The sequence below is a fragment of the Ruegeria sp. HKCCA5426 genome, from assembly GCF_013034585.1.
In the GTDB taxonomy this organism is placed as follows: Bacteria; Pseudomonadota; Alphaproteobacteria; order Rhodobacterales; family Rhodobacteraceae; genus Ruegeria.
The window spans coordinates 69,494-91,480 of the sequence record NZ_WQGH01000011.1 but is presented as its reverse complement, the minus strand read 5'-3'; the positions used below and the strand labels follow the sequence as shown (position 1 = coordinate 91,480).

At 56.5% G+C, this 21,987-nt stretch carries 20 protein-coding genes; 6 read left to right on the top strand and 14 right to left on the bottom strand.

Annotated elements, in window-relative coordinates; genetic code table 11:
- Positions 1–44 precede the first annotated feature (44 nt).
- Positions 45–941 carry a type II CAAX endopeptidase family protein gene (locus tag GOV87_RS16980; protein ID WP_171212562.1) on the bottom strand — a complete coding sequence of 299 codons (897 nt, stop codon included), beginning with the start codon at positions 939–941 and terminating at the stop codon, positions 45–47.
- Positions 934–4,032, bottom strand: coding sequence for an ABC transporter transmembrane domain-containing protein (locus GOV87_RS16975; protein WP_171212561.1), 3,099 nt, complete (start codon positions 4,030–4,032; stop codon positions 934–936). Before GOV87_RS16975 ends, GOV87_RS16980 begins: the two co-directional genes overlap by 8 nt.
- 242 nt (positions 4,033–4,274) lie before the next feature.
- Between GOV87_RS16975 and GOV87_RS16970 the strand changes: the two genes are divergently transcribed.
- From GOV87_RS16970 to GOV87_RS16960, 3 genes are all read left to right on the top strand, one after another.
- Positions 4,275–5,036 (top strand): DUF6478 family protein, encoded by a 762-nt coding sequence (locus GOV87_RS16970; RefSeq protein WP_171125669.1) that lies wholly within the window; start codon positions 4,275–4,277, stop codon positions 5,034–5,036.
- Positions 5,037–5,047: 11 nt separating this feature from the next.
- Complete coding sequence (locus GOV87_RS16965; protein WP_171212560.1) at positions 5,048–5,407, top strand: hypothetical protein; 360 nt, start codon at positions 5,048–5,050, stop codon at positions 5,405–5,407.
- A gap of 88 nt (positions 5,408–5,495) precedes the next feature.
- On the top strand, positions 5,496–7,022 hold the full coding sequence (locus GOV87_RS16960) for an MFS transporter (protein ID WP_171212559.1): 1,527 nt from the start codon (positions 5,496–5,498) through the stop codon (positions 7,020–7,022).
- A 39-nt stretch (positions 7,023–7,061) separates the two neighbouring features.
- On the opposite strand, the gene GOV87_RS16955 is transcribed toward GOV87_RS16960, so the two are convergent.
- From GOV87_RS16955 to GOV87_RS16925, 7 genes are all read right to left on the bottom strand, one after another.
- Positions 7,062–8,402 carry a S41 family peptidase gene (locus GOV87_RS16955; RefSeq protein WP_171125663.1) on the bottom strand — a complete coding sequence of 447 codons (1,341 nt, stop codon included), beginning with the start codon at positions 8,400–8,402 and terminating at the stop codon, positions 7,062–7,064.
- Positions 8,403–8,408: 6 nt separating this feature from the next.
- The gene (locus tag GOV87_RS16950; protein ID WP_171212558.1) at positions 8,409–9,539 is read right to left on the bottom strand and encodes a murein hydrolase activator EnvC; all 1,131 of its coding nucleotides are present in this window, start codon (positions 9,537–9,539) and stop codon (positions 8,409–8,411) included.
- A complete protein-coding gene (gene gpmI, locus GOV87_RS16945) occupies positions 9,536–11,053 on the bottom strand; it encodes a 2,3-bisphosphoglycerate-independent phosphoglycerate mutase (RefSeq protein WP_171212557.1) in 1,518 nt (505 codons plus the stop codon). The genes GOV87_RS16950 and gpmI overlap by 4 nt, the downstream gene beginning before the upstream one ends.
- 102 nt (positions 11,054–11,155) lie before the next feature.
- Positions 11,156–12,829 carry a sulfatase-like hydrolase/transferase gene (locus tag GOV87_RS16940; protein WP_171212556.1) on the bottom strand — a complete coding sequence of 558 codons (1,674 nt, stop codon included), beginning with the start codon at positions 12,827–12,829 and terminating at the stop codon, positions 11,156–11,158.
- 65 nt (positions 12,830–12,894) lie between these two features.
- Positions 12,895–13,137, bottom strand: a complete 243-nt coding sequence (gene nqrM / locus GOV87_RS16935) for a (Na+)-NQR maturation NqrM (protein WP_171126775.1) — start codon at positions 13,135–13,137, stop codon at positions 12,895–12,897.
- 14 nt (positions 13,138–13,151) lie between these two features.
- The gene (locus tag GOV87_RS16930) at positions 13,152–14,177 is read right to left on the bottom strand and encodes an FAD:protein FMN transferase (protein WP_171212555.1); all 1,026 of its coding nucleotides are present in this window, start codon (positions 14,175–14,177) and stop codon (positions 13,152–13,154) included.
- 67 nt (positions 14,178–14,244) lie between these two features.
- Positions 14,245–14,430 carry a hypothetical protein gene (locus GOV87_RS16925; protein WP_171126773.1) on the bottom strand — a complete coding sequence of 62 codons (186 nt, stop codon included), beginning with the start codon at positions 14,428–14,430 and terminating at the stop codon, positions 14,245–14,247.
- Positions 14,431–14,540: 110 nt separating this feature from the next.
- On the opposite strand from GOV87_RS16925, the gene GOV87_RS16920 reads away from it, so the two are divergent.
- The 3 genes from GOV87_RS16920 to tviB all read left to right on the top strand — a co-directional run bounded on the left by GOV87_RS16920 (position 14,541) and on the right by tviB (position 17,439).
- On the top strand, positions 14,541–15,065 hold the full coding sequence (locus GOV87_RS16920) for a CBS domain-containing protein (RefSeq protein ID WP_171125651.1): 525 nt from the start codon (positions 14,541–14,543) through the stop codon (positions 15,063–15,065).
- 71 nt (positions 15,066–15,136) lie between these two features.
- Positions 15,137–16,150, top strand: coding sequence for an NAD-dependent epimerase/dehydratase family protein (locus GOV87_RS16915; RefSeq protein ID WP_171212554.1), 1,014 nt, complete (start codon positions 15,137–15,139; stop codon positions 16,148–16,150).
- A gap of 5 nt (positions 16,151–16,155) precedes the next feature.
- Positions 16,156–17,439 carry a Vi polysaccharide biosynthesis UDP-N-acetylglucosamine C-6 dehydrogenase TviB gene (tviB, locus tag GOV87_RS16910; RefSeq protein WP_171212553.1) on the top strand — a complete coding sequence of 428 codons (1,284 nt, stop codon included), beginning with the start codon at positions 16,156–16,158 and terminating at the stop codon, positions 17,437–17,439.
- Between the two features lie 36 nt (positions 17,440–17,475).
- Here tviB and nqrF read toward each other — a convergent pair whose 3' ends face one another.
- Genes nqrF through GOV87_RS16885 form a run of 5 tightly spaced genes read right to left on the bottom strand, consistent with a single transcriptional unit; the run spans position 17,476 to position 21,987 of the window.
- Complete coding sequence (gene nqrF, locus GOV87_RS16905) at positions 17,476–18,699, bottom strand: NADH:ubiquinone reductase (Na(+)-transporting) subunit F (protein WP_171212552.1); 1,224 nt, start codon at positions 18,697–18,699, stop codon at positions 17,476–17,478.
- Between the two features lie 10 nt (positions 18,700–18,709).
- On the bottom strand, positions 18,710–19,318 hold the full coding sequence (gene nqrE, locus GOV87_RS16900; RefSeq protein ID WP_050603817.1) for an NADH:ubiquinone reductase (Na(+)-transporting) subunit E: 609 nt from the start codon (positions 19,316–19,318) through the stop codon (positions 18,710–18,712).
- Entirely contained in the window at positions 19,318–19,971 is a 654-nt protein-coding gene (locus GOV87_RS16895) for an NADH:ubiquinone reductase (Na(+)-transporting) subunit D (protein WP_171125643.1), read from the bottom strand. The genes nqrE and GOV87_RS16895 overlap by 1 nt, the downstream gene beginning before the upstream one ends.
- A complete protein-coding gene (locus GOV87_RS16890) occupies positions 19,971–20,786 on the bottom strand; it encodes a Na(+)-translocating NADH-quinone reductase subunit C (protein WP_171125641.1) in 816 nt (271 codons plus the stop codon). The genes GOV87_RS16895 and GOV87_RS16890 overlap by 1 nt, the downstream gene beginning before the upstream one ends.
- Positions 20,779–21,987 (bottom strand): NADH:ubiquinone reductase (Na(+)-transporting) subunit B, encoded by a 1,209-nt coding sequence (locus GOV87_RS16885; protein ID WP_171212551.1) that lies wholly within the window; start codon positions 21,985–21,987, stop codon positions 20,779–20,781. Before GOV87_RS16885 ends, GOV87_RS16890 begins: the two co-directional genes overlap by 8 nt.

Here is a 21,987-nt window from a genome sequence, read left to right as displayed (position 1 = left end):
GTGCGGCTTTGAGGTCAAATAAGACGCTGCGGAAAGAAATGCAATCAACGCCTGAGCGCAAGGCGTGCTGTCAGCCAGCCGACGATCATGACGGCGAAGTCTACATATAACCATCCGCGCACTATATCCGTGTCGGACATGTCATAGGGCAGAATGAAAAGGGCCAGGCCGCTCAAGTTGTCTGGCAACGAGATCAGCAGCAGCGCAATAAGGTTATTGAAGAAATGCAAGGCGATAGCCGGGCCCAGCGTGCCGGACCGCGCCGTGAGGTCAGCCGCAAGCAGGCCGAACATGCAAGACCACAACGCGATCAGCCCCGCATTGTCCCCTGCAGCAGCCGGCGCGTAGTGACCAAGGGCAAATAACAGGGACGGCAGCCCCATCCAAATGATGGGGGACTGGAACCGTGCTGCAAGGCTTTGTTGTATGTACCCGCGAAACAGCACTTCCTCGGCGCTGGTTTGAATCAGTACCGCTAGCAGCGACAGCGGCAACAGCATTAACCACGTGGAGAGACCCAGATTAGGGGTCAACGGAGTCCCCATGTCATAGGGTGGCAGGACTGCGATCACCAAACCAAGGATCAGCAGCGCGCGAAACACAACCCAGAATTGGCGCGCACTTCTTCGAAATGAGCCAAGAACAGAACCCAGCGACCTATTTTGAAGCCGCCGAACCGCCATCCTGACGCCTAGCGTGACGAAGCCAAAACTAGACAATAAAATAATCATCGCCAGCGGTGTAGACCCTGTCAAAAACCCTTCGGCCACCGCATTTGACCCAAAGCCCACTACCACGCTGAATAGAACGAGGTTCAGTACGGTGACCACAACAGCGACCAAGCCCAAGCCGACAAGCAGGCGCCAAAGCTCGGGCTTTGGGCGCGCTTCGGCAACCAGACCTTCATGTGCGGCGTAGTACGCTGGGCGGGGTTCAGACACGGTTACTTTCACCTTCTGCTAGGTCAAACTCTTCCCAGAATTCGGTTGAATCTTTTGTGGCGTTTATTTGATCTGCCAGAGAATTCAGATAACCCGCAACGGTTTCCAGCAATTGAACGGCCACACCCGCATCGCTTTCGACGACAGCGCGAAGTTCCTCCGCACCGATTCGAAGGAACGAACAGTCGCTTATCGCGACCAGATTCAACTGCCTTGGATCATTGGTTATGATTGAAAGATCGCCAATCAACCGGCCCGGCCCGACTGTTGAAATCGGACGGGAACCGCCGCCGTCTTCGGGCCATTCAAGACTGGCCTCACCGGAAATGCAAAGATACGCCGCATCCGGCGCTTGCCCGTGTGAGAATATCACTTGCCCGGCTGCTACATCATACCATTGCGCCGAAAACGCCAACAGGCGCTGGTTTTTGGCATCTATTCCGGCGAACAGTTCGGTCGATGAAATGATCTTCAGCTTGCGGCCCAGATCGCCGACAACGCTGGCGTCTTCCTCGGCGGTCGCTTTCGAGACACCGTCGATGCGCCCATCTTTGATCTCGACGAACAGGTCATAGGCTTCGGGATGGGCAAAGCTGTCCTCCATGAAGATCATGATCGAATCCGGCAACAACTCGCGCAGCTTCAGTCGCGTGCGCAGGCGGCTTTCGGAATCGTGGCTGGCCAGTGCCTTGTCGAGGATCAGCACGTCGGGGCGCTTGATCCCCGCACGCGAGAAAGCGGCCCTTTCCTGGAAGACCGTCGGCAAGTTGTTTCCACCCAAGCCGGATGGCAGGTCATAGATGATGGCCGCTGCACGGCGACGTAAACCGGCCTCGTTCATGGCTTCGGCAACAACATCCTCAATGTCATCCGCGTGGGCCCCTGCCGTCAGCGAAATCCGACCAAACAGGGCATTCTCCATAGCCGTCATGCGCCCGATATAGGCATCAGGGTCTACGGGGATGAACATTCCATCCATTGATGTTCTCAACCGTTCAGCCTGATTGCTTCGGATCGAAAGGATCTTTTCTTTGTATTCATCCGGGAAATCCGGGCCGATCTGCTCGGCCGTCAACAGGAAAGGGACCGTTAGCAGCAATGCGCGCTCGCGTTCGCTGATCGCGTCGTCGCCCTTGGCAATGCGCCGTTCCTCGATATCCAGCAGCCGATAGTACATCTCCTTGGTCATACCAAGGCGCAGGAACAGCGGGTGGTCTGTCCCGTCGCGCCCGAACGTGCGGTTCAGTGTCTTGAGAACCGCGCTTGAGATACCCATCGCGTCATCGTCCAACTCATGCGCGCGCAGCATGGACATGAACCGTCCGTCACCGGCCAGAATATCCGGAGAAATGTCCCGCGACGGAGCCGCATAAAGCAGGTTGCCGCCCAAGGGAACGGCTGGATTGAACCGATCCGGGTCGAACCGGTAAACATAGCGATCCAACCCTCTTTCCCGAAGTCGCTCGGCAACCAATTCGCGTAAACCCACGATGTCACGCGCAAGTGTCGGGTGCTGAACCGGGTCGAACTGGCTGCGCAACGTGCGGCGGAACATGAACTCGTCAATGCCCATCGCTTCAACAAGTTGGAACCACCAATCGCGGATTTCTTCGGCATCTTCCAGACCGGCCAGTCCGGGATCAATCCAGTCATCAGACAAGGAATCCACTGGGTTTCCGGCGCGTTCCGCTTCGATCTGCCATCGGCTAGGGGCCTTTTTTGCGTCTTCCTCATGCTGAGGATGGGTTCGCAGCGGCATAAGCAGGTTGTCCCCCAGCGTGCCATCAAACAGGTAAGGGCGAGAATATGCATATCCGATCCGCGCCGCGATCACAGCCTGATGCAAGCCCTGAAGATCGTGCCCTGCTATGACGACGTCCCCCTGAACCGGCAAAATTTCCCGAGTCAGCAATTGTGCCAAAGCGCTGCGTTCGGCCGCGTTTGATGACTTGATGGCCACACGGGCACCCTTGGGTATGGTCAAGTCGATGTCTTCCAGGACCGTCTTTCCGTCACCATCGCGAACGGTGATGTTCTGAAGCTGAATCGCGCCCGTCAGATGAGGAATGGTCTCGGGTTCGCCCAAAAACAACTCTTCGGGGATCATGTTGTCAGGCGCAAAACGCTCGGTCACAACTTCCCACCGCAGCGACATGTCCTGCACCTGATTGTAATAGGTCAGCAGGTCTTTCCACGGGCCGCTGAGATCCTTGTAAGCACCCAATGCGGCGACAAGCGCGCCCACAGTCACCTCGCCCTTGATCGCGAGATACCCGCCTACTGAATAGAACAGGAACGGCGTGATCTGCGTGATCAGGTTGTTGAGGAATTTCATGAAGAACTTCTTGTTGTAGATCTTGAAACGGATCTCGAACAAGGTCCCCAGTCGGTGACTGAACTGTGCCAGGCGATACCGCCAGCCGCCATTCGCACGAAGATCACTGATCCCTGCCGCGCTTTCGCCGATCTCAGAGCTCAGCCTGCGCACTTCCTGAATGCGATCTTTGTTCAGAAGGTTGATCTGCCGCTGTAGCTTAGGGATCAGCCAGGCTTGCAATGGGATCAGTGCGATACTGGCCAAACCAAACCAGACGCTTTGCATGAACAGAAAAGTAACAATGGTCATCATCTGACCAAACTGAAACACCGGCTGTGCGATGGCGTCGCCCATCAGCCCGCCCATCGGCTCGGCCTCGGATGTGATCATGGATACCAACTCACCCTGACTGGTGGTGGCAAAATAGGACTTGGGAAACCGCATGGTACGATGGATCAGCGTAAAGCGCAGGCGGCGCAGCATCCGTTCGGCCAGCACGCCCTTCATTGTGTTGATCCGCATCTTCATCAATCCGCTGGCAATCACGGTCGCCAGAAACGCAACGCAGAGGATCAGAAGATACTGCACCTGCGTGAACGTCACGCCCATTACCGTCACGCTATCACTGGGCGCACCGATGGCATCGTTGATGATCTGCTTTGGCAGTTCGAGCGAGGCATATAGAAACGGAAACGAGAATACAGTCAGAACCAGCAACACAAGCTGTTGTTTCTTTGAATATTTCCAGATGAATGAAAAAAGAGTGGGTTCCATGCCCCGGCCTTGTATCAAAAATTGGTATGCAGTTTTTCGGATGATCCACAGCAATCAGGTGCCGGACGGTACGCATAGACCCGGTTGATTGCAAGAACGCCGCCTGACGTATCAGAACGCCACCGGACTGCCCAGCCCAAAGCGTAATGGCGTTTCGCGAAAATTAATCCTGTTTGTTCGAATTCCGCTTTATCCTGATCGCTGTCTTTGACTAAAGAGAAGTACCTTCAGGCGATAGGATTATGGGCAGACTTCTGGATCGCTATATACACCGCAAAGTTCTTGCGCGTTGGCGTCAGGCTGCACAGTCTGCATCAGACGCCGCGCCCGCGACTTTGCGCGCACAACGAGACGAGGCGCGCAGGCTGCGCGGTCACCTCGACCACTTGATTCACGAAGCAGACGGTCAACTGATGCGCCCGCTGATTGGCTCGTCTCAGTTTCCTAAGCCGCTGGGAACAGATTGGTACTGGCGGCCGGATCTTTGGCGGGGACCGCTGCCGCGTTCCGGTGTGGCATCGGCCCCTCGTAAAGTCACGGTGGATCAGCATGTGTCTTTGTTCCATGACTGCCGTTTGTCCGAGATTGGAATCCGTCAAACGCGAAACACGCGGGACGCCGACCTTGCCGCATTTGGACTGAGCCTTGAGGTATTCGGTTTCACCGGATCATTCCTGTCCCTGACCGTTGATTTGCCTGTTGAGGCCACGCAAGGATTCAGCAAACAACATCTGGTGCGCGTTGACGTGCATGCCGAGGCAGAGCGTCCATCAAGCATCATGGCGCGGCTGAATATCCAGCACGGCCCAAATACCGATCAGGTCCTGCGTCCGCTTGACATATCCCACACCTCCAGCGTGGCAGATTTCGATCTGGCGCATTTACCTTTGAATGAACGGCGCATTGATAAGGTTTGGCTGGACTTGATCATGGACAATCCCGCAATGAACCGCATCATTCTGCGCGACCTGACCTTCTGCCGCCACTTCCGTGCCGATTTGTGAGTTACTTGGATATGACACCCCCTATTCTGACGCCCACCCGACTGGAAAACGGCATCTGGCACGGGCACCTTTCAGCAGAAACGGAACCTCGGATCGAAGTTCGGTATCTGGGGCAAGAACTGGATGGTGTTGCCTTGTCTCCGACCAAAGGCGGATGGGCTCTGAGCGTAGAAGTCCCCACCGAAGCCTTGTCCGACGGGGTCCACAGTTTTCTGATCGTGGACCGGGAAACGTCACAGAAACTTGCTGATTTCACTGTGATCGCTGGAACGGCGGCGGCTGACGACATAAGAGCCGAGGTCAACTTGCTGCGCGCCGAACTGGATATGTTGAAGCGCGCTTTCCGCCGGGTACAGACGTCGGGCGACTAGGTATTCGTCCCCCCAAACACCGCATAATCCTATCTTTTGGCTCGTTTCCATGCATCATGGGTGCATTTTTTGGAAACAGGATGCGTTCATGGACCGAGCCAGCATAATCAAGGTTATCGCGCTGATGGTGACAGGGTTCGGCATCGGCATCGACTTTACGGGTGCCTTGATATTGGTACCCGCTATCGAAAACAGCTTTGACGCTGATATCACCAGCACTCAGTGGGTGCTGAATATCTATGCCCTGTTTTTTGCCATGACCATGGTCGCGGGTGGCCGCATGGGGGATATGTTTGGCCATCGCAGGATGATGCTGATTGGCCTTTCAATCTTTCTGTTTTCCTCGGTCATGTGTTTTGTTTCGCCAAGCCTGGATTTTCTGATCGCGTCACGTGCCTTGCAGGGGATCGGCGCAGGATGCGTGTGGCCCTGCACTTTGGCCTTCGGTGCCACCAAGGTTTCCAAACCAGAACACAGAGCCATGATCATGGGTCTGATCCTTGCCGGCGTAACCACCGGCAATGTCTTCGGTCCGATGATCAGCGGCATGGCCGTCAGCTTTGGTGACTGGAGGATGTTCTTTCTGGCAAATGTCGTCTTCTCGACCATTTCGATGGTGACAGCTCTTGTTTTGATGGAGCGTGAAACTCAGCACAAAAAGGACGAGCACCTGGATTTCGCTGGTATGGGCCTTCTGTCATTTGCGGTTTTGTTACTGCTCTACGGGCTGGACGTGGGTGCCGATTGGGGATGGACGTCGGTCCCGTTACTAATGCTGTTCTTCGTCAGCGCCGTCTTGTTTTTCTTTTTCCCGATGGTTGAAAAGCGTGTGAAAGAGCCGTTGCTGATGCCGCAAATGATGCAGAACCGCGAGTTCCGAATTACGCTGGGGCTCAACATGTTCAATGTATCGGCGGCCTTTGTCGGATTGCTGTATTTCCCGCAATATATGCAAAAGGTTCTGGGCTGGTCGGTGTTTCATTCGGCGCTTGGCCTTGCCCCGCTGACCGTTTTGTTGGCCGTCGGATCGATCGTTTCGGGTACGCTTTATAATGACTTTGGCCCCAAACGCCTGCTGTTCTGGGGTTATCTCATCGCAACCGTGGGTGCAGTCAGTATCGTCGTGATGCCCAGTGGCCTTGGCTATTTCCAGATATTGCCCGGCATGGCGATGATTGGTTTGGGTGCCACGCTTACTGTCGGGCCCTCCGGCACGGCCGCTGTCTGCGCCGTCAAGCCCGAACGCGCGGGGCTGGTAGGCGGATTAAGCTTTATGACCCACCTGGTCTATGGGGCGATCTCGGTCGCCTGTGCAACCGCGATCATGTATGTCACTAGCCTGTCCAGTCTTGGCAAACGGCTATCCGCAGACGGCATCAACATGTCAGAGGCGGATCAAAGGGCCATCAACGGGGGAACCCTGACAACGGACTCAGCAAAGGCGGTCATGTCCAAGCTCAGTTCGGCAGAAGCGGAAAGCGTTAAGTCCGCAATCGCTACCGCGTTCGACACCGGTATGAACATGGCGTTTGTCTTTGCCGCCATATCTGTTTCGGTGGGTGTCGTTCTGGCGACGATGCTAGACGAAGACAAGCTGCGCAGCGTCGAAAGCTGAGTGAAAGAAAAAGGGCCGCCGGTTGGCGGCCCTGGATTCTTATTGGGATGGCCCGTTTGGACTAAACGCTGAAAGACCCTTGAGAATGTCAATGGCATAGGCCAGTTGATAATCCTCTTCCCGTAGTTCAGCCGTTTCCTCGGCCTTGGCGCGATCTTCCTCTATCTGGCGAATCTCATCTTCGCTCAGACTGTCATTGTTCAGGCTGCCACGCAGATCAGCCTCGGACCGGGTGCGCGCATCGCTTTCGTCTTCTTCTGTTTCTGGCGCCGAACGCGGTTGCTCGACGATGATGTCCGGGCTAACACCAAGCGCCTGAATCGAGCGGCCCGACGGGGTATAGTAGCGCGACGTGGTCAGGCGCATTGCGCCGTCGCCCCGCAGAGGCATGACGGTCTGTACCGACCCTTTACCAAAGCTCTTAGTCCCAACAACAATCGCACGGCGGTGATCCTGAAGCGCACCAGCGACGATCTCGGACGCTGATGCAGATCCACCATTGATTAGCACGACAATTGGCTTGCCCTCGGCCAGATCGCCCGGCGTTGCATTAAACCGCTCGCCATCATTTGCGTCACGGCCGCGGGTCGAGACAATCTCGCCTTCGTTCAGGAAGGCATCAGACACTTTGATCGCCTGCGTCAACAGCCCGCCCGGGTTGTTCCTGAGGTCGAGGACAACGCCGTTGACCTTGTCGATACCGCCGATTTCGGCGATCTGCTCATTCAATCCTTCTTCCAGATTGGGGAAGGTCTGGTCGTTGAAAGTGGTCACACGCAGCACGACGCTTGTGCCTTCGGTCCGGGCGCGCACAGCAGTCAGCTTGATCGTATCGCGGATGATGGTGACGTCAAAAGGATCAGTTTCACCTTCCCGGACGACCGTGATGATGATCTCGGACCCGACAGGGCCGCGCATCAGGTCAACGGCCTTATCCAGCGTCAGCCCCAAGATGCTTTCACCGTCGACATGTGTGATGAAGTCTCCTGCCTCGATCCCCGCCTCATCCGCCGGAGTGCCGTCGATGGGTGAGACGACTTTTACAAAGCCTTCTTCCTGTGTGACCTCGATGCCCAACCCACCGAACTCACCCCGGGTTTGGACGCGCATCTGCTCGGCGTCATCAGGCGACAGATAGCTTGAATGCGGGTCCAGCGATGTCAGCATCCCGTCAATCGCGGCTTCAATCAGTTCTTCGGGCTCAACCTCTTCGACATATTGCGCGCGAATGCGTTCAAAAATATCGCCAAACAGGTCCAGTTGCTCATACACGCTGGCCTTGTTTTCGGCCTCTTGAGCAAGCAGGGGACCGGCAATCTGTGTCGTTGCGACGATACCTGCCAGGGTTCCGGCCAAACCGGCCATCACAAATTTCTTCATACTCGTTTATCCATCCTTGTCGGTCCGAAACCAAGATTCCGGGTCCACGGGGCTGTTATCTTGTCTTACCTCTATATAGAGCGTTTCTGACCGCTCAGTTCCAGTGCCATCACCGCTTGTTGAGAAAATAGCGCCTATTTCTGGTGTTTCACCGGGCATCAACCCGACCGGAGTGCCCTCGGGGATCACTTGTCCGGTCTCGCCATAAACCTCCTGCAAGCCTGCAAAAACGAACAGCAGTCCCGGCTGAGGTTCAAGAATTATCAAGTTGCCAAGTTCCAACAAAGGCCCGCGATATCGAATGGTTGCGGCAGTTGGCGACGTGACAATCGCGCGTGGCCGGGTTGCCAGGACGATACCTGGTCGGGTGACACCTGCAGCATCAGATTCGTTGGCATGGTGCAAAATGACACCCCGCGCTGGCAGAGCGATCTGGCCTTGTCGGTTTGAAACATTCGCATCGGTCTGCGCGATTTCACCTTCCGATATTTCCGACAATCCGCTGGCAAACCCTTCCAGAGTTTCGGTCGAGGAAATCAGAATGGCGGTGCGGATCGGGTCTTCTACAAATCTGCGGGGCAAGTCCGTTCTATCAGAGATCGCTTCGCTCAACTTGGTGCGCGCGGTCTGCACCCCAACCAACCCTTCGGTCAGGGTTTCAGACGCGTTCTGCTGCAAAAGGCGCAGCGTCTGAACCTCATGCAGGTTTTCGGCCAATGCCTGTGCGCGGGCATTCAAGGCCGGAGTGACTTCGGACAGCATCATCCCGGCGCGCGCCGACCCCAACGGGCCAGACGGGTGCAGCATGAGAACCGGCGGCGCGGTTGTCTCAATGGTTTGAAGGACACCCAATAGCTGGGCCACATCCTCTTCGCGTGCGTGCAGTTCGGCGGTCAATTGGGCCTCACGCGTGGCGGCCCGGCGCAAACCGTCCCGCATTGCTGAAAGCCCGGCCTCATAGGCCTGTATTGTCGCAGTCAGTGCGCGTACGCGATCTCGGGCACTGTCAGCTTCGGTCAGTGCAATTGACGCCTGTTCAAGTTTGCGCGCGGCGTTCAGCGCAGCCGTCGACGGATCAGTCTGTGCGCTGGCAGGCGACGTGAGAGCCATCGCCAGAATAAGCGCGCGAAGCGTCATGACAACAAACTCTGCCCGGTCATCTCTGGCGGCTGGTCAATATTCATCAGGGCTAGAAGCGTGGGTGCCAGATCAGACAAACGCCCATCCCGCAGCGACGCACCAGATGGGCCGCCAATCAAAGCAACCGGCACCGGGTTCAGCGTGTGAGCAGTGTGGGGACCACCGGTTTCTGGGTCGACCATCACCTCGCAGTTTCCGTGATCAGCCGTCACGATCATCGCCCCGCCCGCCCTTTCAAGCGCCGCAACTACCTGTGCGAGCCCCTGATCCACCGCTTCGCATGCCTTGATCGCGGCCTGTAGATCGCCTGTGTGTCCAACCATATCCGGGTTGGCATAGTTTGTGACAATCAGGTCATAACCTTCTTCAATTGCTTCAACGAATTTGGCTGTGACGTCTGCAGAAGACATTTCGGGCTGTAGGTCATAGGTCGCGACTTTGGGCGATTTGGGCATAAAGCGATCCTCGCCCGATTCCGGGGTTTCCTTGCCACCATTCAGGAAAAAGGTGACGTGCGGGTATTTTTCGGTCTCTGCCAGACGGAACTGGCGCAGTCCCTGTTTGGCCACCCATTCGCCCAGCGTGTTTACGATATCGCGCTTAGGGAAGACGGTGGTCATATAGGCGTTGTGGCCGTCGGAATATTCGACCATGCCCAAAAGCGCGGATAGCTGCGGGCGCGGCCCCGTTTCAAAGTCACCAAAGCCGGGTTCCCCGATGGCGCGCAATATTTCGCGCGCGCGGTCAGCGCGGAAATTCAGGCAGAAGAACCCGTCTCCGTCTTTTACGCCATCGAATTCAGCCAACACCGTCGGCACAATGAACTCGTCGGTTTCTGACTGGTTGTATGCGTGGTCAATCGCGCCATGCGCTGTGGCTGCCGCTCGCCCCTGCCCTTTGATCATCGCGCCGTATGCTTCGCTGACGCGTTCCCAGCGGTTGTCGCGGTCCATCGCAAAATAGCGCCCGCTGACTGTCACAATACGTGCACCTTCCGGCAACTGGCCTTCCAGTTCTGCAACGTAGGTAAACGCAGATTTTGGGGCCACATCGCGGCCGTCGGTTACAGCGTGCAAAGCTACCGGAACTCCGGCATCCGCGATCGCCTTTGCCGCGGCGACTATATGGTTCAGGTGCCCGTGTACGCCCCCGTCCGAAACCAGACCCATCAGGTGTGCCGTGCCACCTGACGCTTTCACCTTGGTGATGAAGGCTTGCAGCGCCTCGTTTTCGAAGAACGAGCCATCTTCAATCGCCAGATCAATCTGCCCCAGATCCATCGCCACAACGCGCCCGGCGCCGATATTGGTATGGCCAACTTCGGAATTGCCCATCTGACCACTGGGCAGCCCAACATCCGGGCCATGCGTGATCAAGGTCGCGTGCGGCCCGTTCGCCATGATCTTGTCAAAGGTCGGCGTGTTCGCCAGCAAGGGTGCATTGGCGGTCGTGTCCTCTGACAGACCCCAACCATCAAGAATACACAGGACAACTGGTTTGGGGGCGGTCATTTCGGCTCTCCGGATTATCTGCTCTTGGTTGGTCTTGTATCGTCTGGCCTGCGGCGGGTGAACCGCCTTTATTCCGTTAAACCTAAGAATTCATACAGCGGGCTAGTCTTTGCCGGTGAGCTCCCGGTAAGGCCGTGCTGTCCGGCCCCGGTACTTCACCGTCAGTTCCAGCGGAGCGTCGTTTTCATCGTAGACCCCGACCACGACTCCGCGCCCTCGGTTTTTGGTGCGCATTTCGATCAACTGTTGCTCGGACCGGGTGGTGCGCTGCGACTGGCGACGTGTCCATCTGAAAAGATGCGAATACATGTCCGCGATAACGTCTTCATGATCCGCAGAGCCACCCAAATCGTTCAGTTCATTCGGGTCATTCTCCAGATCAAACAGTAATGGGCGATGCCCGCCTTCGCAGTGGATCAGTTTCCACTTTTTGTTGGCGACCATGAACATCACGGCATCCCGAACTGACGCGTTCAGCTTGTCCGCAATCGGAGACGCAGAATAGTCGTATTCGCAGATCACTACATCCCGAGGTGTTTCCGTGCGCAGACCGTGCAGGATCGGCAACAGGGAATGCCCTTCCAGAATGTGATACGCAACTTCTTGGCCAGTTACGTCAACGAAAGTTGGGGCAAGGTCGATCGACTCGACCAGAGCATCACAAACCGTTCCGCGCGTGCTGTCGGCTTCGGGCGAAGGGTCGTAAATGATCAGGGGAACCTTGGTCGAGGCATCATGGAAGAACGTCTTTTCCCCCATCCAGTGATCGCCCAGAAAATCCCCGTGGTCCGAGGCCAGAACGATCATGGTATCGTCCATCCGACCGGTCTCTTCCATCCACTCAAACAAGCGGCCCATCTGATCGTCCGCCTGTTTGATCAATCCCATATAGGCCGGGATCACGGCGTCCCGAACGTCTTCACGGGAAAAGGTCTGCCCCACCTTGGTGTCCATAAAGGCCCTGAGGATCGGATGGGCGTTTTGCCGCTCGGTTTCAGCGCGGACAACGGGCAGCATATGTTCAGGCCCATACATCGAGGCGTAAGGTTCCGGCACAATGTATGGCCAGTGGGGTTTGATGAAGCTCAGGTGACAACACCACGGACCGGCATGAGATCTCATGAACTCGATCCCCCGTCCGGTAAGGTACGGCGTTTCGCTGTCTTCCTCGGCGATGTTGGCGGGCTCGGCTGAGTTTTTCAGAAACCAGCCCGACAAGACATTGCCGTCCGCATCCAAACCGGAATTGGCAAAGTCATGCCAGGGATTGTCGCTCTCATAACCCTTGGCGGTCAGAAACTTGTTGTATTCCTTCGCGCCGTCAGGGTCGTAATACCCATCCGGCCCTTCTGGAAGCATCCCGTCGTCGCGTTCAAACACATCGAAGCCGCATTCTGCTACGCGCGCGCCGATCAGGCTGTCAGGCTCCAGACCCAGCCGCGCCATGCCATCGGCATCTGCCCGCATATGAGTCTTTCCGACCAGCCAACACTCCATCCCGGCTTTGCGCAGATGATCCCCCATTGTCATTTCACCTACCTTGAGCGGAATGCCGTTCCAGGACGCACCGTGCGAATGCACATAGCGCCCGGTATAGGTGGACATGCGCGACGACCCGCAGATCGGCGACTGGATATAGGCGCGATCAAAACGCACCCCACGCGCTGCCAATCGGTCAATATTTGGGGTGTGTAAGTGTGGGTGGCCGTAGCAACTCAGGTAATCCCAGCGGAGCTGGTCAAACATGATGAACAGAATGTTTTTGGCTTTGGCCAACGCGATGCCTCCCCGATCGTCAGGGTCGCAGATTAGCCAACCCCTGCCCGTCGGTTAAGCGCAAATTACACCTGCGCCTCGCGTTCCATCTGGTCCAGCATTTTCTTGGCGCGTTTGCATTGCAATTGATCGCGCAGCGGGCTGTTTGGGTCGACGTCTTTCTGGCAAACCACGCATTTATCAGCACCCGAGATTGCGTTCAGGCCGCCGCAGCTACCTTTGATGGTCTTCCCCATCAACATGACACCCAGTGACATGCCCACCATCACAAGGGCCAACAGGATAAATGCCAGAATAAAGGTGCTCATATCTGTTCCTGCTTTCAGTTGGTGCCCAAAGCGTCTTTGAACGCGGTGCTGTGTACTGTGATATAGGCATCTTCGCCGCCTGTCACATCCCGCGAGATGAAATACACGGCAAGTTTATGCTTCTCGGCCAGTTCCATACCTTTTTCCTGACCCAGCGCCAGCATCGCCGTCGCCCACGCATCCGCCATCATCGCGTTTTCGGCCAGTACGGTCACCGATGTGGTCCGGTGCGTGATTGGCCGCCCGGTGATGGGGTCGATGATATGCGAATAACGCACACCGTCCTGTTCGAAGAAATTCTTGTAGTCGCCGGATGTTGCCATGCCCAGATCGTCCAATTGCACGATCAACTGCAGGTTCTGCGCCCCTGCTTCGGGTTTCTCGATCCCGATCCGCCAAGCCTCGCCCTTATCGTTTTCACCCATGGTGACCAGATCGCCGCCGATCTCGACCATGTAATCCTCGATCCCGGCATCCTGCAGGGTGCCTGCAACGGCATCAATTCCATAACCCTTTGCGATGGCCGACAAGTTGATCCCGACCCCGGCATCCGACTTGGCCAAAGTCCCGGCCTCACGATCCAATGTCAAAAGACGCGCCTGCCCGACACTGTTCAATGCGGCCTGAATGTCTTCGTCCGAGGGAACAGGGTCTTCTGGTTTACGCGGTCCGAATCCCCAGAGTTCAATCAGAGGTCCAAGCGTTACATCGAATGTACCGCCAGATTTTTCATGAACATCGTTAGCAGCCGCGATGACCAGGGCAAATTCATCTGAAACTTGCGTCGGCTCGGTGCTCTGTGACTTGGAAAACTTGGAAACTTCAGAATTTTCGTCCCAATTGGACATCTTGGCATTTACGTCTGCCAAGGTTTCCTCAACCGCAACAGCAAAGGCTTCTTCGTCGATGTCCAAGCCAATCGCCGTGATGTTGAAGGTTGTTCCCATCGTCTCGCCAGACAAACGCACGACGTCTGGCTCTTTGTCGAACAAACAGCCGGATACGAGTGTCGCAACAGCCAGAATAGGCAAAAGACGCATGCGGGAATCTCCTGTGGAAAAGCGTGATCGGCGTATGCCAGTGGCCTTTGCCAGAGTCAAACCAGCCTTACAGTTTCAAGGGCATGAACCCCAGCACAAGCAGGCCAATTCCTGCCGGAACTCCAAACAGCCAAGCCTTCTTTTGCCAACCCGGGGCCTGCTTTTTCCATGTCATGCGGAAATTGTGGCCACATACGACCACAACGAAGAAGATCAACGCGGCAACAGGTGGGGTCAGGTAAAGGTCAGACAAAAGGTCGAATATCCTGTGTGTTAGGCGGTTTTTCACGCTCGGGGCAATTGAACCCTATACAGGTCGCAAAGCTGCGCTAAGGTAAACTATAAAAGAAGAGGAGATTTCCCATGGCACCAAGCTCTTATCAGCCCCCAACGCGCGGCGACAAGGCCGAAACCGCGACGCGTAGCCAGTCCGTGGAATCCAACCTTTCCCATTCCCAGACTACAGTTGCGAAATTGATGGAAGGCAAAGGCGACGCGGTTTTTGCAGTGCGGCCGAACGATACGATCCACTCGGTTGTAAACATCCTCAAGGAGAAGCGGATCGGGGCTGTCGTTGTGACCGATCAGAACGGGAAACTGCACGGTATTCTGTCCGAGCGCGACATCGTGCGCCGGATGGCAGACACCCCCGGTCAGACACTTCCGCAATCGGTCGAAGACCTGATGACCCGCGAGGTCAAAACCTGCGCGCCAGAAGATTTGTTGAACGATGTACTGAAAACCATGACCGAAGGCAGATTCCGCCACATGCCAGTTCTGAGTGATGGAAATCTGCGCGGTGTCATTACCATTGGCGACGTTGTCCATTTTCGCTTGAAAGAGCTGGAATACGAAGCGTTGCGCATGAAGCAAATGATCGTGGGCTGAGAAACCCCTTGACCTTGGGCCAGTGACAGTATCCCTGATGCGAAAAAGTCTGCGATAGGTTCGAGGGTTGCATGAAACGGGTTCTGGTCACCGGTACGGCGGGTTTCATCGGTTTCCATCTGGCAAAGCTGCTGTTGTCCGAAGGGTTTCGGGTGCACGGCTATGACGGGATGACCGATTACTACGACGTGACACTCAAACAGCGACGCCACCAGATGCTGTTGCAGACGCCGGGTTTCTCGGCCACCGAGGATTTGCTGGAAAACCACGACCGTCTAGTGCAGGTCGCGGACGAGTTTCAGCCGGAAATCATCGTGCATCTCGCCGCGCAAGCCGGGGTGCGCTACAGTCTCAAGGATCCGCGAAGCTATATCAACTCGAATGTTGTGGGCACGTTCAACGTCATGGAAGTGGCGCGCGAACACAAAGTCGAACACCTGCTGATGGCGTCGACGTCGTCTGTCTATGGCGCGAACGAAGAGATGCCCTTTACCGAGGTTGAAAAGGCCGACACGCCGTTGACGATCTATGCCGCCACCAAGAAGGCAAACGAGGCGATGGGTCATTCCTACGCGCATCTATGGAACCTGCCGACGACCATGTTCCGGTTTTTCACGGTATATGGTTCTTGGGGGCGTCCGGATCTGGCTTTGTACAAATTCGTGGACGCGATTTTGGACGACCGCCCCATCGACATTTACAACCACGGTGACATGTATCGTGACTTTACCTATGTAGACGATCTGGTGCGGGGTATTCGGCTGTTGACCGACGTGCCGCCTGTGCGGCCGGATAGTGCCGACGATATCGCCGAGGGCGACAGCCTGTCCCCCGCCGCGCCGTGGCGTGTGGTCAATATCGGCAATGGCGACAAGGTGCGGCTGATGGATTTTATCGAAGCCATCGAAGAAGCCGTCGGAAAGAAAGCCATCCGCAACTACATGCCCATGCAAATGGGGGATGTGCCAGCAACGTGGGCGAACAACGATCTGTTGCAGGAATTGACGGGCTATCGGCCACAAACAGATTTCAAAGACGGGATTGCACGCTTTGTCGAATGGTTCCGCGACTATCATGGAAAATGACGCATATGTTTGAAACCGATCCAAACTCGCGCAGAATTGCCGTGATCGGACTGGGCTATGTTGGCCTGCCTCTGGCCGTGGCGTTCGGGAAGATAGCTCCGGTGGTTGGGTTTGATATTAACCCCGACCGAATAGACGCGTTGCGTGCCGGGCACGATTCCACGCAAGAGGTTGAACCCGATGACCTAAAAGCCGCAACTGGCCTGACATTCACCTCTGATCCGTCAGAGATTGCGGCCTGCGATACCTATATCGTCTCCGTCCCCACACCGATCACCGCTGGTAAGCAGCCTGATCTGACGCCTTTGCTGCGCGCGTCGGAAACCGTTGGCCACGTGTTGAAACCCGGTGATCTGGTGATCTATGAATCCACGGTATACCCCGGAGCCACCGAGGAAGACTGCGTACCGGTTCTTGAGCGCGTGTCCGGTCTGACCTTCAACCGTGATTTCTTTGCCGGTTACAGCCCCGAGCGGATCAACCCCGGCGACAAGACGCACAGGATCGCGGACATCTGCAAGGTTACATCCGGCTCGACCCCCGAGGTGGCCGATCTGGTAGATGCGCTTTACGCGCGGATCATTTCGGCAGGCACCCATAAGGCTGAAAGCATCCGCGTGGCCGAGGCCGCAAAGGTGATCGAGAACACCCAGCGCGACCTGAATATCGCATTGGTGAACGAGCTGGCGATGATCTTTGGCCGGATGGATATCGACACGGACGCGGTTCTGCGCGCAGCGGGAACCAAGTGGAACTTTCTACCTTTCCGCCCCGGTTTGGTTGGCGGGCATTGTATCGGCGTTGACCCCTATTATCTGACTCACAAGGCCGAGGCCGTGGGCCATCACCCGCAGATCATTCTGGCTGGGCGACGGTTGAATGACAGTATGGGCGGCTATGTGGTCTCGCAACTGGTCAAACGGATGATGCGCGACGGGATCAATGTTGCCGCTGCCCGTGTGCTGGTGATGGGGCTGACTTTCAAGGAAAACTGCCCCGATCTGCGCAATACTCGCGTTGTCGATATCATCAACGAACTGCAGGACTATGGCGTCACGGTCGATGTCTATGATCCCCACGCCGATCCTGCCGCCGCGCAGGCTGAATACGGAATTTCATTGATCAAGCAGCCTGAAGCCGGTGCCTATGACGGCATTGTTTTGGCCGTAGCACATCGGGAATTTCTGGCGATCGACCCCGCTGAGATACGCGCCTTTGGCGCGGGTCAAAGCGTATTGTTCGACGTCAAATCCTGCCTGCCGCCCGAGGCCAGCGACCTGCGGCTGTAAAAGAAACCGGCGCTCGGAAGCGCCGGTTTTTCTGTCTTATCCGCCGAAATCGTCCAGCATGATGTCTTCGCGGTCCACGCCCAGATCCAGCAGCATGTTGATGACCGACTGGTTCATGATCGGCGGGCCACACATGTAGAACTCGCAATCCTCGGGCGCGGGGTGGTTCTTGAGATATTCATCGAACAGCACATTGTGGATGAAGCCGGTATAGCCTTTCCAGTCATCCTCGGGTTGGGCATCCGAAAGGGCCACATGCCATTCGAAATTGTCGAACTCTTCGGCCAGTTGGTCGAAATCCTCGACAAAGAACATCTCTTTTTTCGACCGCGCACCATACCAGAAGCTGATCTTGCGGTCGCGGTTTTCCAGACGCTTGAGTTGATCGAAGATGTGGCTGCGCATGGGGGCCATGCCTGCACCACCGCCGATAAAGACCATCTCTTTCTGTGTGTCGCGGGCGAAAAACTCGCCAAACGGACCCGAGATCGTGACCTTGTCGCCCGGTTTCAGGTTGAAGATATACGATGACATCTGACCCGGCGGGATACCATCCGAACCCGGAGGCGGCGAAGCCACGCGGACGTTCAGCATGATCATGCCCCTTTCGTCCGGGTAGTTGGCCATCGAATAGGCGCGCTCGATCGGTTCGGCCACGACGGATTCGTATTGCCAAAGATTGAACTTGTCCCAATCCTCGCGGTATTCCTCTTCCACGTCGAAATCGGTGTATTTCAACGCATGCGCGGGGGCTTCGATCTGGATGTAACCACCTGCGCGGAAGTTCACATCTTCACCCTCGGGCAGGTCCAGTGTCAGTGCCTTGATGAAGGTCGCCACGTTTTCATTCGAGCGAACGGTGCATTCCCATTTCTTGACGCCAAAGACCTCTTCTGGGACTTCGATATCCATGTCCTGCTTGACCGCAACCTGACAGGACAGGCGGTCGCCACAGGCGGCCTCGCGCTTGGTGATATGGCTTTCTTCGGTCGGCAGGATCGAACCGCCGCCCGAATGCACCCGCACCCGGCACTGCGCACAGGTACCGCCGCCGCCGCAGGCCGAGGGTACGAACAGTTTCTCGGCCGCAAGCGTTTGCAGAAGTTTGCCACCGGCGGGGACCGAGATGGTTTTCTCACCGTTAATGGTGATGTTCACGTCCCCGGTCGACACCAGTTTAGAGCGCGCGGCCAGAATGATTGTCACCAGCGCGATGACGATTACGGTGAAAAGGGCTACGCCTAAGCTAAAAGTTTCCATTGCGCCCTCCTTACAGTTTCACGCCCGAGAAGGACATGAAGGCCATCGCCATCAGACCTGCGGTGATGAAAGTGATGCCCAGCCCCTGCAGGCCGTCGGGAATGTCCGAGTATTTCAGCTTTTCGCGCACGCCCGCCATCGCGGTGATCGCTAGCGCCCAGCCAAAGCCGGAGGACAGACCATAGGTCGCTGCCTCGGCAAAGTTATAGTCGCGCTCCACCATGAACAGCGAACCACCCAGGATCGCGCAGTTCACCGTGATCAAGGGCAGGAAGATCCCCAGCGCGTTGTAAAGGGGCGGGAAATACTTGTCCAAAACCATCTCAAGGATCTGAACCATCGCCGCAATCACGCCAATATATGAGATCAGGCCAAGGAAGGTCAGGTCCACATCCGGGAAGCCTGCCCAGGCCAGCGCGCCCGGTTTCAGCAGATAGTTCAGCAGCAGGTTGTTGGCGGGCACGGTGATGGCCTGCACCACCATAACCGAGATGCCCAAACCCAGCGCGGTTGAGATCTTCTTGGACACGGCGATGAAGGTACACATCCCCAGAAAGAAGCTGAGCGCGAGGTTTTCGACAAAAATGGCCTTTACAGCCAGTGAGATCAGACCTTCCATCAGTGGGCCTCTACCTGCTGAATTTTGTATTCACGCTCTTCCACCTGGTTCGGCTTCCATGTGCGGAAGGCCCAGATGATCAGACCGATGATGAAGAACGCTGACGGCGGCAGAAGCAGCATGCCGTTGGGCACGTACCAGCCACCGTTGTTCACGGTCTCCAGAATGGTGATGCCAAACAGAGACCCGGCGCCAAACAGTTCACGAATGAAACCGACCAGCAGCAGGATCAGGCCATAGCCCATACCGTTGCCCATACCGTCAATGAACGACGCGACGGGCGGGTTCTTCATCGCAAACGCCTCGGCCCGGCCCATCACGATACAGTTGGTGATGATCAGACCCACGAAAACCGACAGTGTTTTCGAAATTTCGAACGCATAGGCTTTCAGCACCTGATCCACCAGGATCACCAGCGAGGCGATGATCACCATCTGCACGATGATACGGATCGAGCCGGGGATCTGGTTGCGCAGGCACGAGATGAAGAAGGACGAGAACGAGGTCACGAACGTCACCGCCAGCGCCATCACGAAGGATACCTGCAGCGACGAGGTCACCGCCAGCGCCGAACAGATGCCCAGCACCTGCAGCGTAATCGGGTTGTTGTCGACAAGCGGGTCGACCAGCATCTCTTTTTTGGTCTGAGACATCAGATTTCTCCTGCTTGCAGTTTGGCCAGGAACGGAGCGTAGCCCGCATCCCCCATCCAGAACCTTACAAGGTTATCAACACCCACCGAGGTCAGCGTTGCCCCTGCCAGTGCATCCACATAAAAATCAGGGCCAGCGGCAGGCTGCGACTTCGCGACGGTAATCTGAAGCTCACCCGCATCATCGCGCAGCTTCTTGCCGTTCCACAGCGCCCTCCAGCGCGGGTTATCTACCTCGGCCCCAAGGCCCGGCGTTTCACCATGCTGATAGAACTGTAGGCCGAAGATATCGTTGCCGTTATTCTCCAGCGCGATAAAGCCAAAAAGTGTGGACCAAAGGCCATATCCATGCAGCGGCAGGATCACCTTGTCCAGTTCACCGGAATCGTCCCGCAACAGGTAAATCACGCGGTATTTGGATTGGCGTCCGATACCTGCGGGGTCATTGTCCAGCGCGATGCTGAGGTCAGGATCGCTGGCCGCGGCGATGTCATCGAACGTGGTGGCATCGAACTGATCGTCCACGAACTGACCGGTCGACAGTTCCAGCACATGTGGTTCAAACGCGGCAAATGCCTCGGAAACGTCGACGCCCGGCTCATAGACGCCTGCGACCTGCAGCACGTTGACCTGCTTGTCTTTCAGCGCGTTCGCTTCCTGCACAGGACGCAGGCTGACTGCCGCCGCAGACACAACCATTGAGGCCACCAGACATACGGCAACCGCGACAAAGATCGTTTTGCCAACTGAATCAGGCGAGGCCGCAAGGAACTTGGCAATCGCGCCTTTCGGTTCTGGGGATTGCGTATCAGACATGGCGACGCGCCCTCCGTTTGATGTTTGCCTGAACGACAAAATAGTCGATCAGCGGTGCAAAGACGTTGCCGAACAAGATGGCCAGCATCATTCCCTCGGGGAAAGCCGGATTGATCACGCGGATCATCACAACCATGACACCGATCAAGGCGCCATAGATGTAACGGCCCATATTGGTGTGGCTGGCGGAAACGGGTTCTGTAACCATGAAGGCCAGACCAAAGGCGTACCCGCCCAGAACGATGTGCCAGTACCAGGGCATCGCGAACATGGGGTTGGTGTCCGACCCGATCAGGTTCAGCAGCAGGGTAAAGCCGATCGTGCCCGCCAGGCAGCCGAGGATCAGGCGATAATTGGCAATCCTTGTCATCAACAGGAAGGCCAAACCAATCATACACGCCAGCGTCGATGTCTCACCAAAGCTGCCTTGAATTGTTCCGAAGAACGCATTGGCCCAGGTAATCCCATCAGCCGCCAGCGCCTGAAAGCCTTCGGCTGCGGTGATCCCCAGCGCGGTCGCCCCGGAAAAACCGTCGACCGGGGTCCAGACTGAATCCCCCGACATTTGCGCAGGATAGGCGAAATACAGGAACGCCCGCCCCACCAGTGCGGGGTTGAGGAAGTTCTTACCGGTGCCGCCAAACACTTCCTTGCCGATGACAACGCCGAAGATGATGCCCAAAGCCACCTGCCACAGCGGTGTCGATGCGGGCAGGATCAGCGTGTAGAGCATCGATGTGACAAGGAAGCCCTCGTTAACCTCATGCCCGCGCACGGTGGCAAAGATGACCTCGAAAATACCGCCCGCGACCAGTGTCGTGATGTAGATCGGCAAGAAATAAAGCAACCCGTGCAACACATTGGCAAACAGGCTGGACGGATCCAACGAAATGCCGAACATCTGCAGCAAAGCAATACGCCAGCCGGTCGCGGCATCCGGCCCCAGCGTGGCAATGGCCGAGTTTGCCTGATAGCCCGTGTTCCACATCCCCCACAGGATACAGGGGATAGTGGCGATCACGACATAGGTCATGATCCGCTTCATATCCACGTAGGACCGTGCGTGTGGGGCAACGGTGGTGACGGTTTTCGGAGTGTAGATGAAGCTTTCGACCATCTCGTAGATGGGGAAATACTTCTCGTACTTGCCGCCCTTGGTAAAGTTCGGCTCGATCCGATCGAAGAAGCTGCGCAAACCCAT